The organism is Caballeronia cordobensis (assembly GCF_001544575.2).
Lineage (GTDB): Bacteria > Pseudomonadota > Gammaproteobacteria > Burkholderiales > Burkholderiaceae > Caballeronia > Caballeronia cordobensis.
Genome location: NZ_FCNY02000034.1, coordinates 40,654 through 54,810, shown reverse-complemented (window position 1 = coordinate 54,810; position 14,157 = coordinate 40,654). Strand labels below are relative to the sequence as shown.

The following is a 14,157-nucleotide window of genomic DNA, read 5'->3' as shown; positions in this document are numbered from 1 at the left end:
TGCGAGGGAAACCAGCGAACACGAGTGCACTCGCATACCCGATTAACCCATCGGCCGCGAAGCGGGCTGGAGCTTGAAATGGCTGTACCAATGAATTAAGTGGCGCGATGTGACGGATCGTGCGCGATCCAAGCCCGATTGTTCCTTCGAGGGCACTCTTAGGCGAGGGCCGTTCCCCGAGGAGAAGAATGGCCAACGTGCGTGTGACTGCGGGCGGTGACAAAGCTGCTTTCTTTGGTGACTTTCTTTGCAGCAGCAAAGAAAGTTACCCCCGCCCCGGGGAGGGGCAGTGCTAATAAACCGACACGAAACCGGGATCCGGCGACACAAAAAAAACCCTCAATACATCCCAGCCGCAACCCGCCCCACCTCCCCAATCCCCACCTCGAAGATACGCTGAAAAAACGGCATCAAATTCGGCACCATGAGTTGCAGCAACAGCAACCCGACGAGCATCGTCACAGGAAACCCGACCTGAAAAATCCCGATTTGCGGCGCAGCGCGATTAAGAATCCCGAGCGCGAGATTCGCGATCAACAACGCCGCCACAATCGGCAAAGCCAGCAGCAACCCCGTAGAAAACACACTGCCGCCATAGCCAACCAAAACCCGCCACCCCTGCGCATGCGACGCCGCCGCCACGACATTCGCCTCGATCGGCACACTCTGAAACGTCGCGACGAGCGCACTCATGAGCTGCAAATGCCCATCGAAGACGAGAAACGCGAGCATCGCAAGCGTATTCAAATACCGCGAAACCACCACCGCATTCCCACCGGCGCGCGGATCGTAAAGCATGGCGAACCCCAGGCCCATTTGCTGCCCGATGAACTCGCCCGCCGCATCGACCGCCGCGAACGCAATCTGCATCACCATGCCGATGGCCGCGCCGATCAAGAACTGATTGACGATGATCCACACGCCCGCCGCCGAAAACACCGTCGCCTGCGGCATCGCGCCCAAAGTAGGCGCAACGATCAGCGAGATGAACGCGGCGAGCGCAATCTTCACGCGCATCGGAATCGCCATGTGGCTCAGCACGGGCGCGGTCGCGATCAGCGCGAGGATACGCACGAACGGCCACAGAAACGCCGTGAGCCAGCCGTTCAGTTGCGCGTACGTGACGGAGAACATCAGCCGCTCACGCCCGGCGCGATGGTGAAGACCGAGCGCATGTAGTCGAGCAGCGTCGACAGCATCCACGGACCCGCGATGACGAGCGTCACCGCCACCGCAATCAGCTTCGGGATGAAAGACAAGGTCGATTCGTTGATCTGCGTCGCGGCCTGAAACAGGCTCACGACCAGACCGACGACAAGCGCGACCAGCAACAGCGGCGCGGCAAGCAACAAGGCGACGTACATCGCCTGATGCGCCATCGTCATGACGGATTCTGGCGTCATTTCACACTCTCACGAAATCAGGAAACGAAGCTCTGCGCAAGCGAGCCGATCAGCAACTGCCAGCCATCGACGAGCACGAACAGCATCAGCTTGAACGGCAGCGCGATGGTCGTGGGCGACACCATCATCATGCCCATCGACATCAGCACGCTCGCCACCACCATGTCGATGATGAGAAACGGAATGAAGATCGTGAAGCCGATCTGAAAACCCGTCTTCAGCTCGCTCGTGATGAACGACGGCACGAGCAGCGAGAGCGGCACGTCCTCGGGACCGTTCATCGGCGCGGCCTTCGAAATGCGCGCGAAGAGCGCGAGATCGGATTCGCGCGTCTGCTTCAGCATGAACTGCTTGAACGGCGCGACGCCGCGCGTCACCGCCTGGTCCATCGCGATCTGGCCTTCGGAGAAGGGCTTGTACGCGTCGTTGTAGGCGCGGTCGAGCACGGGCGACATCACGAAGAACGACAGAAACAGCGCGAGTCCCACGAGCACCTGATTCGGCGGCGTGCTCGACGTGCCGAGCGCCTGACGCAGCAGCGACAGCACGATGATGATGCGCGTGAAGCTCGTCATCATCAGCACCATCGCGGGGAGGAACGAGAGCATCGTCAGCAGCAGCATCGTCTGCACGCTGAGCGAGTACGTCGTGCCGCCGTTGGGGCCGGGACTGGTGTTGAAAGCCGGCAAGCCTGCCGTGCTCTGCGCGAAGGCGAGATACGGCATCGAGCCGATGAGAACCGGAAGCGCGAGCTTCGCCACGCGCACGATATGACGACTGACCTGCATTACTTGCTCCCGCCGACGATGCTTGCGAGGGCATCGAGAATGCGCTGACCTTGAATGACGACGAACGTGATAGCCATGAAATCCTGCCTCTTTCGATAGGATGAATTCTCGGCGATCGCGATATCGGACGATGGCGCGAAAAGAGGGGGAAACCCGCGCCAACTCGTTCTATTGGTAAACAGCGGCTGTAAACGCAAATCGGGCGCGGTCCTTTCGAACCGCGCCCGATATGACGGCCAATCCGCCTTATTTGACGAACTTCTGGAGCCGCTTGTTCGCTTCGCCGGCGAGGGCGTCGCGAAATCTCGCGCCAAAGCTGCCGGACGGCGTTGCCGGAATGCCGACGCCTTCCACTTCCGCCGATCCCGCGGGCATCGTGTGCAAGAGGCGCACGTTGCCCGGACCCGCGCCGAGCACGAGCCACGTATCGCCCACTTCGACCACCGCGACGCGCTCCTTGTTGCCGAGCGATGCGCCGCCGACAACCTTCACGAGCCCCGAGCGCTTGCCGCCCTGCAAGCCGAACTTGCGCGCGAGCCACGCGCAGCCGAACACGAAGCCGATCACGACGACGAGCCCGACGAGCGTTTGCAGCACCGCGCCGAAGCCGAGCGACGGCACCGCGGTGCCCGCGCCGACACCCGATGCGATCTGCGCGGCGTGATTCACCGCGTTCATGTCCGCGGCGTGAGCGAGAAGAGGCGCGCAGAAGAGCAGCGCGGCGGCGAAGCGTTTCATCGATTCAATTTCCGGATACGTTCCGACGGCGTGATGATGTCGGTCAGGCGAATGCCGAACTTGTCGTTGACGACGACCACTTCGCCCTGCGCGATGAGACAGCCGTTCACGAGCACGTCCATCGGTTCGCCGGCGAGGCCGTCGAGTTCCACGACCGAGCCTTGCGCCAGTTGCAGCAGGTTGCGGATCGCGATCTTCGTGCGCCCGAGTTCCACCGTCATCTGCACGGGGATGTCGAGAATCATGTCGATGTCGTTGCGCGTCGACGGCGGCGCGGCCTTCGACAGCGGCTGGAACACGCCGGCGCTCGCCGCGACAGGCACGTCGTTGCCGTTCTGCTCGGCGAGCGCGCTCGCCCAGTCGTCCATCATGAGCTCGTCGCTCTTTTCGTCCGCGCCGGGCGAGCCCGGCAGCGTGCCTTCCTGCATCAGGTCACTCATATCCACCTTCCTTCATCGTGTCGGTCGCGCTGATCATCTTCTGTACGCGCAGCGCGTATTGACCATTGAAAATTCCGTAGCCGCATTCCATGACCGGCACGCCATCCACTTTCGCGACGACCTGCTCCGGTATGTCGATCGGCAGCACGTCGCCAGCGCGCATGTTCAAAATCTGCTCGAACGACGAGCGGATCTCGGCGAGATCCACCGACAGTTCGACTTCCGCCGTCTGCACCTGCTGCGACAGCACGCGCACCCAGCGGCGGTCCACTTCGAGCGCTTCGCCCTGAATCGGCGAGGAGAGCACGTCGCGAATCGGCTCGATCATCGAGTACGGCATGCAGATGTGCAGCGTGCCGCCCGTCGAGCCGAACTCGATCGTGAACTGCGTCACGATGACGATCTCGTTCGGCGTCGCCACGTTCGCGAACTGCGTGTGCATCTCCGAGCGCATGTATTCGAACTGCAGCGGCTTCACGCTGCGCCACGACGTCGCGTAGTGCTCGAACACGAGATTCAGCAGCTTGCTGATGATGCGCTGCTCGGTCTGCGTGAACTCGCGGCCTTCGACGCGCGTGTGAAAGCGCCCGTCGCCGCCGAACAGGTTATCGACCACGAAGAACACGAGGTTCGGATCGAACACGAACAGCGACGTGCCGCGCAGGGGCTTCACGTGGACGAGGTTCAGGTTCGTCGGGATCGGCAGATTGCGGGTGAACTCGCTGTATTTCTGCACCTTCACCGGGCCGACGGAAATTTCCGCCGAACGCCGCATGAAGTTGAAGATGCCCACGCGCATGAGGCGCGCGAAGCGGTCGTTAATGATTTCGAGGCCGGGCATCCGGCCGCGGACGATGCGTTCCTGCGTCGCGATGTTGTACGGACGTACGCCGGCGGGCTTTTTCTCGTCAGCTTCCTGATCGATTTCGCCGGTGACGCCCTTGAGCAGGGCATCGACCTCCTCCTGCGACATGAACTCTTCGTGGCCCATGGCTCTTTACTCGTTGATGCGGCCGTTACTGAACGACGAATTCGGTGAACAGCACTTCTTCGATGCGCACCGGTTTTTCCGTGGTGCTCGCCGCCGTCTCGACTGCGGCGCGCAGTTCGCCTGCGAGCTGCCTTTTGCCGTCGACCGATGCGAGATCGTCGGGGCGTTTGCCGGAGAGCAGGAGCAGCACGCGGCTGCGGACTTCGGGCATGTGCTCGGTGACGAGCAACTGGACCTTTTCGTCCTTCAGCTTGAGCGTGAGACCGGCGCGGAGATAGTGCATGGCGCCGTCGTCGGATTGCAGATTCACGGTGAGCGATTCGAGCGGGAAAAACACGGGCGGCGGTTCCGGAGCGGGCTTGGCCGGGCCGTGATTCTTGCCGAGGAAGAAGTAGGCGCCTCCGGCTCCCGCGCCGAGAAGCACGATCGCCCCGACGGCGATGATCAGGATCTTTTTGAGCTTGCCGCTCTTCGCGGGAGCGATGGGTTGCTGGTTTGCAGTCGTGGTAGCCATTTGCTTGCCTCTTTCGATAGGGTGAATTGTTGGCTATCGGGGTGTAAAGCGATGGGTCGAACAGAGGGGGGATTTGGGGTTATTCCAGCTTTTTGCCCTGCGCGGGCTTGGCGTTTTTGGGTTTGGTTTTTTTTGCCGGATCCCGTATTCGTGTCGGTTTATTAGCACTGCCCCTCCCCGGGGCGGGGGTAACTTTCTTTGCTGCTGCAAAGAAAGTCACCAAAGAAAGCAGCTTTGTCACCGCCCGCGGTCACACGCACGTTGGCCATTTTTCTCCTCGGGGAACGGCCCTCGCCTAAAGAGTGCCCTCACAGGCCTAACCGGGCGTGGATCGCGCACGGTCTGACCAGCCATAACTTCGAACGCGCTGGTTCAGCACGAAATAGCTTCGGCACAGCGCTTCGCGCTGCCGTGGGGTATGCGAGGGAAACCAACGAACACGAATGCGCACGCAAACCCGCTCTTCCCGTCGGCCGCGAAGCGGGCTGGAACTTGAAATGGCTGTACCAGTTCGTTAAGCGGTGCGATGTGACGGACCGTGCGCGATCCAAGCCCGATTGGGCTTGTGAGGGCACTCTTTAGGCGAGGGCCGTTCCCCGAGGAGAAGAGTGGCCAACGTGCGTGTGACCGCGGGCGGTGACAAAGCTGCTTTCTTTGGTGACTTTCTTTGCAGCAGCAAAGAAAGTTACCCCCGCCCCGGGGAGGGGCAGTGCTAATAGACCGACATGAAAACGGGATCCGGCGAATCAAAAAACTCAAGCAAACGTATCGACAAGCCCGACAGTACGCCTCACAGGCACACTCACACTCACACCACCAGCACCAACCGCCCCCGCGACACCGCCAATCCCCCGCCCACCAGGTCCAGAGGAAGAAGAACCACCCCGCCCCTCGCCCCCATTCTGCTGCCGCGCAAACGCCGACCCATCCGAAACAGAAGCACTCCCAAGGCTGATGCCATTAGCCTCCATCGCCTCCCGCAGCTTCGGCATGGCGGCCTCGACCGCCTCCCGCACCTGTTGATGCTGCGACACGAACAACGCGTGCGCGTGATTCTCCGAAACCTGCAACGTCACTTGCAACGGCCCGAGATCCTTCGGATTCAGCGTAAGTTCAGCACTCTGCTGATCCGCCTTCGAGAGAAACACGACCTTCTGACTGAACGCATCGTCCCAGCCCGATGCGCCCACGTGCGGTGCGATCGCCGCGCTCGTCGCCGACGCCATCGCGCCCTGCGGACTCGATACCGCCGCATTCGCCGATACCGATTGCATCGCCACCGCATGCGCGGCCGCATCGGCGGCCTGCTTGTAGGCGGCGGTCGCGGCGTCCGCCGGCGTCGTCGCCGCGGCCTGCGCGCTTGCGAGCGCGGCTGCGTCAGCGGCTTTGTCGTCGATCTTCGTGTTGGCCACAAGCCCGATCAGGCTCGCGCCCTTTCCGCCCTTGCCCAGGAGACCGCCTTCCTCGTCGCCCTTCGCGCCCTCGCGTGCGCTCGACGCCGCGCCATTCACGGGCGCCGGATTCGCCTGCGCATTGTTGAGCGCCGCAAGCGCCGCCTGCAACGCATCCTGCGCGGATTTCGCATCGCCGGGCTTGTGCGTCTCGCCCGTGGACTTCGCGTCATCGGTCGAGGTCGAGGCGTTCGCCGTCACGAGCGTAGCCGCATCGGTCAGATCGGCGAGCGTGGCGTCGGTGTCGTCGGCATTCGCGGCGTCGGCGCGCGCTTTCGCTTGCGCTGCGGCGGCGGCATCGGCGGACGAATGGGCCGGTTGCGCCGGCGCGGGCTTCGATGCGTCCGCCGTCTCCGTCTTGTCCGTATTCTTCGATGCCTCTTTCGGCGCGTCAGCGTGATCGGGCTTCGACGCAGCCTGCGTGTCGTCGCTCGACGACTTCGCCGATGCGCTGTCATCCGGCTTCGGCGCGTCATGCACGCTCGACTTGTCGGACGATGAATCCGCCAGCGCCTGCGCCGCCTGCGCGTCGGCATGGGCCTTGTCGGCGATGTTTTGCAGCGTCATGCCGAACGAAGCGCCCGCGCTCGCCGCGCGTTTGCTTGCGGCCTGAGAAGACGAAGCCGCGCCGGAAAGCGCGCCCAGAAGAGAAACGGAGGACATGAAAAATCTCTAAGCAAAAAATTTGGATTACGACGAAGCCCGCTCGGCGCGCATACGCAGAATCTTCGCGGCGTGCTCGTCGGACTCGCGCTGCTCGACGCGCGCGGCCTTCTTCGCGAGCATCGCCTCGCCGCGCGCGGCCAGCACTTCGTAGCTGCCGAGCTTCTGTTTCTTGAGACGCCAGTCGGGCTTGGCCGACTCGATGCGCTGGTCCGCCATGATGAGCGCCGTGCGCTGCTGCGCGATCGCGTTATCGAGCGTATCGACGAACGCCTGGAAATTGCGCAGCGTCTGCGCCGTGGTGCCTTCCTGCGCCGATGCCGTGAACCGTGCGTGATACTCGTCGCGATACGTCACGAGCGAATTGAGCTGCGTCTCGATTTCGTCTCGCTCCTGCTGGAGCTTGCCGAGTCGTTTCGTGGCGGCGTCGAGTTCCTCTTCGGCGAGTTCGATGAGCGTGTTGATCGGCAGATTCTTGGACATGGCGTGGCGGTCCCGTATGGTCTTTATGCTTTCTTGTGACGAATGCTTTGGATACTAGTCGAAAACTATTCGAACAGTTGATTCAACATCGCGATGCTCGGCTCGAACGGCGCCTCTTCGCGAAACCCTTGCTGCAAGAACGACTCCATGCGCGGATACAGCGCGATGGCGCGATCGAGCAGCGCATCGCGACCGCTCGAATACGCGCCCACGTTGATGAGATCCTTGTTGCGCTGGTAGCGCGACAGCATCTGCTTGAAAAGACGCACGCGCTCCAGATGTTTGTCGTCGATGAGCGCGGTCATCGCACGGCTGATCGATTGCTCGATGTCGATGGCCGGATAGTGCCCCGCCTCGGCCAGCGACCGGTTCAGCACGATATGGCCGTCGAGGATCGCGCGCGCCGAATCGGCGATCGGGTCCTGCTGATCGTCGCCTTCGGTGAGCACGGTGTAGAACGCCGTGATCGAACCGCCGCCTTCCGGGCCGTTGCCGGTGCGCTCGACGAGCGCGGGCAGCTTCGCGAACACCGACGGCGGATAGCCCTTCGTCGCGGGCGGCTCGCCGATCGCCAGCGCAATCTCGCGCTGCGCCATCGCGTAACGCGTCAGCGAATCCATCAGCATCAAGACGTGCTTGCCCTGGTCGCGGAAATATTCGGCGAGCGAGGTCGTGTAGGCCGCGGCCTGCATCCGCAGCACGGGCGAAACATCCGCGGGCGCGGCGACGACCACCGAGCGCGCGAGACCGTCCTCGCCCAGAATCTGCTCGATGAACTCCTTCACTTCGCGGCCGCGTTCGCCAATCAGCCCGATCACGATCACTTCCGCGCTCGTGTAGCGCGCCATCGTTCCGAGCAGCACCGACTTGCCGACGCCCGAGCCCGCGAACAAGCCCATGCGCTGACCGCGTCCCACGGTCAGCAGCGAATTGATCGCGCGCACGCCGACATCGAGCACCTTGTGAATCGGCTCGCGGTTCAGCGGATTGATGACCGGCGCGGACAGCGGCGCATCGACTTTCGCGCCGAGCGGGCCGAGGCCGTCGAGCGGACGGCCCGACGCATCGACCACGCGGCCGAGCATTTCCCAGCCAACGGGCAAACGCTTCGCGCCCGCCATCGGATCGTTGATCGGCGCGCTTTCGAGCGGATAGACGCGCGCGCCGGGCAGCAAGCCGCCCGTTTCCGTGGTCGGCATCAGAAAGAGCTTGTCGCCCGCGAAGCCGACGACTTCGGCTTCGGCGGTCGGAATCGCGCTGCCCGGCGGCAGTTCGATCATGCATTCGGCGCCGACGCCCATCTTGAGGCCGACGGCTTCCAGCACGAGACCGGCCGCACGCGTCAGCCGCCCGCACGGACGCAGCGGCTTCGCGATCGCATTGCGCGAGCGCAGCGCATCGAGCTTCTCGCGCCACGCGTCGATATGCGGATTGCCGGCGATATCGGCCAGTTCGGCGATGGTGCGCGCAGCATGCGCGTCGGGCTCGGTGTCGAAGTCGTCGTCAGCGGCGAGCGGGCCGAACGATGCGCGCGCGAGTTCCTGTTCGAGCGCGGAGAGGCCATCCTGCGTGATCCGTTGGTTCACCACGGCTTGTTTCTCCCCAAAGCGGCCACGACGCGCTCCCAGCGCGACACGTTGGTCGAGTCGATCTCGCCGGTCGCGGCGTGCGCCTTGCAGCCGCCGCGCTCGACGACCGGGTCCGGGCGCACGGTCCAGCCCGCGCCTTCGAGTTCGTCTTTCAAGTACGCATCGACGATCGGCATGTCGGCGGGATTGACGACGAGCGTCGGATCGCCCGCGAGCGCCGGTTCCGCGGCGATCACTTCACGCGCCACCGCGACGAGCGCGGTCGGATCGAGCGCGAGATGCTGGCGCACGACCTGCTGCGCGATATCGACGGCGAGTTCCGCAAGCGATTCCGCGATGGCGGCGTCGGCGGCCTGCAACGCGGTCTTGAACGCGTCGGCGATCTCGGCGATCCGCGCGGCCTGAGCCAGCGCTTCCTTGCGGCCGTCGTCGAAACCCTTCGCCTGGCCTTGCTCGTAGCCGGCCTGATAGCCGAGCGCCTGGCCCGCAACATGCCCCTTCGCGAGCCCTTGCTGATACGCGTCTTCCTCGACGCGGCGCAGGTGCGCTTCGAGCGCGGCCTGTTCCGCCGCGCCGTCGTCGGCCTTGACTTCGACCGGATCGAACGACGCCATCTCCCAGCGCTGATAAGCCGAGAGCGGCGCCTTCTGGGTGCGCGCATCAGACATACGCGTCCTCCGCCTTGCCGCCTAGCTGGATCTGACCGTTTTCCGCGAGATTGCGGACGATCTGCAGAATCTTGCGCTGCTGCTGCTCGACTTCCGACACGCGCACCGGACCGCGCGAATCGAGGTCTTCCGCGAGCAGTTCGGCCGCGCGCTGCGACATGTTCGACAGGAACTTCTGGCGCAGCGCGGGCTGCGCGCCCTTCAGCGAGACGATCAGCGTTTCCGACTCCACTTCCTTCAGCAGCAACTGGATCGCGCGGTCTTCCAGATCCAGCAGGTTCTCGAACACGAACATCTGGTCGATGATCTTCTGCGCGAGTTCCGCGTCGTATTCGCGCACGTTCGAGATGACGCCTTCTTCGTGATTGCTCGACATGAAGTTGAGAATCTCGGCCGCCGTGCGGATGCCGCCCATCGGCGCGCGCTTCAGGTTGTCGCTGCCGGAGAGGAGCGTGGTCAGCACGTCGTCGAGCTCGCGCAGCGCGGCGGGCTGAATGCCGTCGAGCGTCGCGATGCGCAGGAGCACGTCGTTGCGCAGGCGGTCGGTCAGCAGCGAAACGATTTCCGACGCCTGATCGCGGTCCAGGTGCACGAGAATCGTCGCGATGATCTGCGGATGCTCGTTCTTGATGAGTTCCGCGACCGCGCCCGAGTCCATCCACTTCAGGCCTTCGATACCGCTCGTGTCGCTGCCTTGCAGGATACGGTCGATCAGCGCGCCGGCCTTGGTTTCGCCGAGCGCCTTCGTCAGCACCGAGCGGATGTACTCGCTCGAATCGAGCGAGAGCGCGGTGTGCTGCTCCGCCTCGCTGACGAATTCGGTCAGCACGTTGTCGAGCTGCTCGCGCGTGACGTTCTTCAGCGCCGCCATCGTCGCGCCGATCTTCTGCACCTCGCGCGGCGCGAGATACTTGAATACTTCGGCGGCTTCTTCCTCACCGACGGACATCAGGAGGAGAGCGGCTTTGTTCAGGCCTTCAGCGTTCATCGGACACCCAGTTCTTTACGACCGTCGCAACGATTCTCGCGTCCTGACGCGCCACCATGCGCGCGTAGTCGAGATTGCGATCGAATTTGGCTTTCTTGCTTTCATGACCGAGCAGACTCACCTCGGCATCCTTGTCTTCGTCCAGCTTCTTCGCGCCCTCGGCGGCGGGGCCGTCGAGCAGCGAAAGTTCATCCGGTGCGGCGAACGTCGGCGCGGTTTCGGGCGGCGGCGGGAAGGCGCGCTTCATCGCCGGCTTCACCATGCTGAAGTACAGGAACAGCCCGACGATGCCGATGCCCGCGTACTTCGCCGCCTGAACGCCCCACGCGATCATCTGCGGGGTGCGCCACCACGGCGCTTCGGGCGTCACGTTCAGATCGGCCGAGAAGGCGCTGTTCACGACGTTCACCGAGTCGCCGCGCTTCTCGTCGAAGCCCATCGCGTCCTTTACGAGCTGCTGGACCTGCGCGAGCTTGTCGGCGGCGAGCGGCGTCATCGTCACGTTGCCCTTCGCATCGACCTTCTTTTCGTAATTGACGACCACCGCCACCGAGAGCCGCTTGATGCCGCCCGTCGCCTGCTCGTAGTGACGCACGGTGCGGTCGACTTCGTAGTTCGTGGTCGTGTCCTTGCGCTGGTTCTGCGGCCCGGTTTTCGCGGTGGCGGCAGCGCCCGACGCGGCGGCATCCACCGGCGCGGAAGCCGGCTGCGGCGGCTGGTTCGACAGCGCGCCCGGCACGCCGCCGATGCTGCTGCCGCCGGTTTCGCTCGATTCGCTCGACTGCTGGCTGCGGATCGCCGTGTTCTGCGGGCTGGCGTTCGGGCCGTAGCTCTCGGCGGTCTGCTCCAGCTTCGAGAAGTCGATGTCCGCGCTCACTTGCGAATGCGCGTTGCCCGCGCCGAAGAGCGGCGAGAGGATCGCGTCGATGCGCTTTTGCGTGTTGTGCTCGATCTGCTGCACGTACTTCAGTTGCGACGCGTCGAGGCCGTTCGCGGCGCTCTGGCTCGTGAGCAGGTTGCCGTCCTGATCGACGATATTGACGTTCTTCACCGGCATGTCCGCCACGCCCGAGGCGACCATGTGCGCGATCGCGACGACCTGGCCTTCGTCCAGCACGCGGCCCGGATACAGATTGACCATCACGGAGGCGGTCGGCAGTTCCTTGTCGCGCACGAAGACGGAAGGCTTCGGAATCGCCAGATGCACGCGCGCCGACTTCACCGACGAAATCGAGCCGATCGTGCGCTCCAGCTCGCCTTCGAGCGCGCGCTGATAGTTGATCTGCTCGGCGAACTGGCTGATGCCGAACTTCTGGTTGTCCATCAGCTCGAAGCCGACCGAACCGCTTTTCGGCAGGCCCTGGCTCGCAAGGCGCAGACGCGTTTCGTGAACCTGCTCGCCCGGCACGAGAATGGCGCCGCCGCCGTCGGACAACTTATACGGAATGTTGCCCTGCTGGAGCGCGGCAACGATTGCGCCGCCGTCCCGGTCGGAGAGATTCGAGAACAGCACGCGATAGTCCGGCTGGCGCGACCACATGACGAGGCCGGCGACCACCATCACCAGAATCGCGACCGCCACGATGAGCGGCACGCGCGGATTCGAGCGGAACTGGTTGAGCATCGGCACGCGCTGCGTGAAGCCGCCGAAGTCGGCGCCTCCCGCGAGGCTCGGGCCCGCAGCGGCCGTAGCGGCTGCGCCCGGTTGCGCGCCCGCCAGGCCCATTCTGGCGTCGGGCGTGATCAGTGAGTTGTTGGGCGTATCCATTTAGCGTCGAGGCTCCGAATCTTTGCTTCCCCTGCGGCCGCCCGACTTTTAATAAGCGGCGGTAGAGGACTTTTCACGATGGGGATTATCCGCAGAAGATTGCAAGTCGATTCGGCGAATAGAGCGGGGTTTTCCCCGTTCTTCCGGTGCTTTGAAAATCCGCCCGCTGCTAATCTTTTTCGTACTCGGACAACCTCCGCAAACGCGGCCCGAGCATAAGGTCCCCGCCACGAGCGCGCCGGCTTTTCCCTGTCATCCGGAGTCAACATGAACTTTCCGATCAATCCGCTTTCCGCCGCTCTCTCGGCGATTTCGTCGATGGCGTCGCAAGCCGCCGGCGGCGCCGGCGCGGCCTCGACCGTCGCGTCGGGCGCCATCGCGGACAGAAGCGGGACATCGGGCGCGGCGAGCGCCGGCAGCTTCGCCGATGTGCTGAAGACGTCGATCGACAAGATCAGCGACACCCAGACCAAGGCGCTCAACCAGGCCCACGCATTCGAGATCGGCGCGCCGAACGTGTCGCTTAACGACGTGATGGTGGACATGCAGAAGGCGAACGTGGGCCTGCAGTTCGGGCTTCAGGTGCGCAACAAGCTCGTCTCGGCGTACAACGACATCATGCAGATCTCGGTCTGATCCAAGGCTCCCCGCGCGATCCCGCCCTTTAACGCCCCAATGGCGTCTAGAGCCTTGCGTCCTAAAGCTTTTCCGCGTTTCTCCGATAACCCCGATAACGGCACGGCGAACGATGGCTCGCCCGTATGGGCGGGCAGCGCGCTCGCGTGCACCGGCTTTACCGGACCCACACGCATCAGGACGAGAGGCACGGCGTCGGCATGAAGCTCGCGGACGCCGCGGCATCGCACAAGGAGAACCGAGAGATGTATTCGCCAGGACACGCTGGAGCCAGCGCCTACGCACGCGTGGGCGTTCAGACAGGGGTGATGGGCGCGAGCCCGCACCGTCTGATCGTGATGCTGTATCAGGGCGCGCGCCAGGCGATCGCGCAGGCGCGCATGCATCTGCAGCAGAAAAACGTCAGCGCGCGCGGCATGGCGGTCGGCAAGGCCATCAGCATCATCGAGAGCGGCTTGCAGCAGGCGCTCAACAAGGATGCGGGCGGCGAAATCGCCGAACGTCTGGACGCGCTCTACACGTATATGTCGCGCCGGCTGCTCGAAGCGAACCTGAAGCAGGACGAGTCGATGCTGGTCGAGGTCGACAACCTGCTCGCGACGCTCGAAGAAGCCTGGGTGGGAATTGGACCGGAAGTGGCGCAAATGACCGCGGCGCCCGTTTGACGGGATTGCGCGTCGACTGCCTCGAAAGTATGAAGACGACACAAGAATATTTCGCCCATTACGAAGCCATCGCGGCGATTTCCGGCCAGATGCTGGCGGCCGCGCGCGGCGGCGAATGGAGCGAGCTGAAGACGCTGCAAGGCACTTACCGCGACTTGATCGAGCAGTTGAGGGAAGTGGACTCCGGCTCGGAACTCGACGAGAACGCCCGCGCGCGCAAGCTGGACCTCGTGAAGAAGATTCTCGCCGACGACGCCGCGATCCGCGATCTGAGCTCGCCGAGCCTCGCGCGCCTGTCGGCGCTCTTCACGGTCAACAGTCCCGCGCGCGTACTGAAAAAAATGGTCGGCCTGCGTTAGGCCGTTCGCGCCC

General features: G+C 63.8%; 16 protein-coding genes. 3 read left to right on the top strand and 13 right to left on the bottom strand.

Going from position 1 to position 14,157, the window contains the following annotated elements:
* Positions 1-339 precede the first annotated feature (339 nt).
* The 13 genes from fliR to fliF form a co-directional block, all read right to left on the bottom strand.
* The gene (gene fliR, locus AWB70_RS36005; RefSeq protein ID WP_053567160.1) at positions 340-1,134 is read right to left on the bottom strand and encodes a flagellar biosynthetic protein FliR; all 795 of its coding nucleotides are present in this window, start codon (positions 1,132-1,134) and stop codon (positions 340-342) included.
* Positions 1,134-1,403 carry a flagellar biosynthesis protein FliQ gene (gene fliQ, locus AWB70_RS36000; RefSeq protein ID WP_014192628.1) on the bottom strand — a complete coding sequence of 90 codons (270 nt, stop codon included), beginning with the start codon at positions 1,401-1,403 and terminating at the stop codon, positions 1,134-1,136. The genes fliR and fliQ overlap by 1 nt, the downstream gene beginning before the upstream one ends.
* 17 nt (positions 1,404-1,420) lie before the next feature.
* Entirely contained in the window at positions 1,421-2,191 is a 771-nt protein-coding gene (gene fliP, locus AWB70_RS35995) for a flagellar type III secretion system pore protein FliP (protein WP_053567159.1), read from the bottom strand.
* A 246-nt stretch (positions 2,192-2,437) separates the two neighbouring features.
* A complete protein-coding gene (fliO, locus tag AWB70_RS35985) occupies positions 2,438-2,929 on the bottom strand; it encodes a flagellar biosynthetic protein FliO (protein WP_053567157.1) in 492 nt (163 codons plus the stop codon).
* Entirely contained in the window at positions 2,926-3,369 is a 444-nt protein-coding gene (gene fliN, locus AWB70_RS35980) for a flagellar motor switch protein FliN (RefSeq protein WP_041730814.1), read from the bottom strand. Before fliN ends, fliO begins: the two co-directional genes overlap by 4 nt.
* A complete protein-coding gene (gene fliM, locus AWB70_RS35975) occupies positions 3,362-4,360 on the bottom strand; it encodes a flagellar motor switch protein FliM (RefSeq protein WP_014192624.1) in 999 nt (332 codons plus the stop codon). Before fliM ends, fliN begins: the two co-directional genes overlap by 8 nt.
* A 25-nt stretch (positions 4,361-4,385) precedes the next feature.
* Entirely contained in the window at positions 4,386-4,874 is a 489-nt protein-coding gene (fliL, locus tag AWB70_RS35970; RefSeq protein ID WP_014192623.1) for a flagellar basal body-associated protein FliL, read from the bottom strand.
* 755 nt (positions 4,875-5,629) lie between these two features.
* A complete protein-coding gene (locus tag AWB70_RS35960) occupies positions 5,630-6,988 on the bottom strand; it encodes a flagellar hook-length control protein FliK (RefSeq protein ID WP_053567156.1) in 1,359 nt (452 codons plus the stop codon).
* A gap of 27 nt (positions 6,989-7,015) precedes the next feature.
* Positions 7,016-7,471: a flagellar export protein FliJ gene (fliJ, locus tag AWB70_RS35955; RefSeq protein ID WP_045451435.1), complete on the bottom strand. Its 456-nt coding sequence runs from the start codon at positions 7,469-7,471 to the stop codon at positions 7,016-7,018.
* A 65-nt stretch (positions 7,472-7,536) separates the two neighbouring features.
* A complete protein-coding gene (fliI, locus tag AWB70_RS35950; protein ID WP_053567155.1) occupies positions 7,537-9,060 on the bottom strand; it encodes a flagellar protein export ATPase FliI in 1,524 nt (507 codons plus the stop codon).
* Positions 9,054-9,728, bottom strand: coding sequence for a flagellar assembly protein FliH (gene fliH, locus AWB70_RS35945; RefSeq protein WP_053567154.1), 675 nt, complete (start codon positions 9,726-9,728; stop codon positions 9,054-9,056). Before fliH ends, fliI begins: the two co-directional genes overlap by 7 nt.
* Complete coding sequence (gene fliG / locus AWB70_RS35940; RefSeq protein ID WP_014192618.1) at positions 9,721-10,716, bottom strand: flagellar motor switch protein FliG; 996 nt, start codon at positions 10,714-10,716, stop codon at positions 9,721-9,723. The genes fliH and fliG overlap by 8 nt, the downstream gene beginning before the upstream one ends.
* The gene (fliF, locus tag AWB70_RS35935; RefSeq protein ID WP_053567153.1) at positions 10,706-12,484 is read right to left on the bottom strand and encodes a flagellar basal-body MS-ring/collar protein FliF; all 1,779 of its coding nucleotides are present in this window, start codon (positions 12,482-12,484) and stop codon (positions 10,706-10,708) included. Before fliF ends, fliG begins: the two co-directional genes overlap by 11 nt.
* Before the next feature lie 267 nt (positions 12,485-12,751).
* Here fliF and fliE point away from each other — a divergent pair, with 267 nt between their 5' ends.
* From fliE to AWB70_RS35920, 3 genes are all read left to right on the top strand, one after another.
* Positions 12,752-13,120, top strand: a complete 369-nt coding sequence (gene fliE / locus AWB70_RS35930; RefSeq protein WP_053567152.1) for a flagellar hook-basal body complex protein FliE — start codon at positions 12,752-12,754, stop codon at positions 13,118-13,120.
* A 245-nt stretch (positions 13,121-13,365) separates the two neighbouring features.
* Entirely contained in the window at positions 13,366-13,785 is a 420-nt protein-coding gene (fliS, locus tag AWB70_RS35925) for a flagellar export chaperone FliS (RefSeq protein WP_014192615.1), read from the top strand.
* A 29-nt stretch (positions 13,786-13,814) separates the two neighbouring features.
* Positions 13,815-14,144 carry a flagellar protein FliT gene (locus AWB70_RS35920; protein ID WP_014192614.1) on the top strand — a complete coding sequence of 110 codons (330 nt, stop codon included), beginning with the start codon at positions 13,815-13,817 and terminating at the stop codon, positions 14,142-14,144.
* The last annotated feature ends 13 nt before the right edge of the window (positions 14,145-14,157 follow it).

Coding starts and splice junctions, on each gene's coding strand:
- fliO (WP_053567157.1), bottom strand. CDS start 2,929: ATGAAACGCTTCGCCGCCGCGCTGCTCTTCTGCGCGCCTCTTCTCGCT.
- fliL (WP_014192623.1), bottom strand. CDS start 4,874: ATGGCTACCACGACTGCAAACCAGCAACCCATCGCTCCCGCGAAGAGC.
- fliP (WP_053567159.1), bottom strand. CDS start 2,191: ATGCAGGTCAGTCGTCATATCGTGCGCGTGGCGAAGCTCGCGCTTCCG.
- fliG (WP_014192618.1), bottom strand. CDS start 10,716: ATGAACGCTGAAGGCCTGAACAAAGCCGCTCTCCTCCTGATGTCCGTC.
- fliS (WP_014192615.1), top strand. CDS start 13,366: ATGTATTCGCCAGGACACGCTGGAGCCAGCGCCTACGCACGCGTGGGC.
- fliN (WP_041730814.1), bottom strand. CDS start 3,369: ATGAGTGACCTGATGCAGGAAGGCACGCTGCCGGGCTCGCCCGGCGCG.
- fliF (WP_053567153.1), bottom strand. CDS start 12,484: ATGGATACGCCCAACAACTCACTGATCACGCCCGACGCCAGAATGGGC.
- fliR (WP_053567160.1), bottom strand. CDS start 1,134: ATGTTCTCCGTCACGTACGCGCAACTGAACGGCTGGCTCACGGCGTTT.
- fliE (WP_053567152.1), top strand. CDS start 12,752: ATGAACTTTCCGATCAATCCGCTTTCCGCCGCTCTCTCGGCGATTTCG.
- fliJ (WP_045451435.1), bottom strand. CDS start 7,471: ATGTCCAAGAATCTGCCGATCAACACGCTCATCGAACTCGCCGAAGAG.
- AWB70_RS35920 (WP_014192614.1), top strand. CDS start 13,815: ATGAAGACGACACAAGAATATTTCGCCCATTACGAAGCCATCGCGGCG.
- AWB70_RS35960 (WP_053567156.1), bottom strand. CDS start 6,988: ATGTCCTCCGTTTCTCTTCTGGGCGCGCTTTCCGGCGCGGCTTCGTCT.
- fliM (WP_014192624.1), bottom strand. CDS start 4,360: ATGGGCCACGAAGAGTTCATGTCGCAGGAGGAGGTCGATGCCCTGCTC.
- fliH (WP_053567154.1), bottom strand. CDS start 9,728: ATGTCTGATGCGCGCACCCAGAAGGCGCCGCTCTCGGCTTATCAGCGC.
- fliQ (WP_014192628.1), bottom strand. CDS start 1,403: ATGACGCCAGAATCCGTCATGACGATGGCGCATCAGGCGATGTACGTC.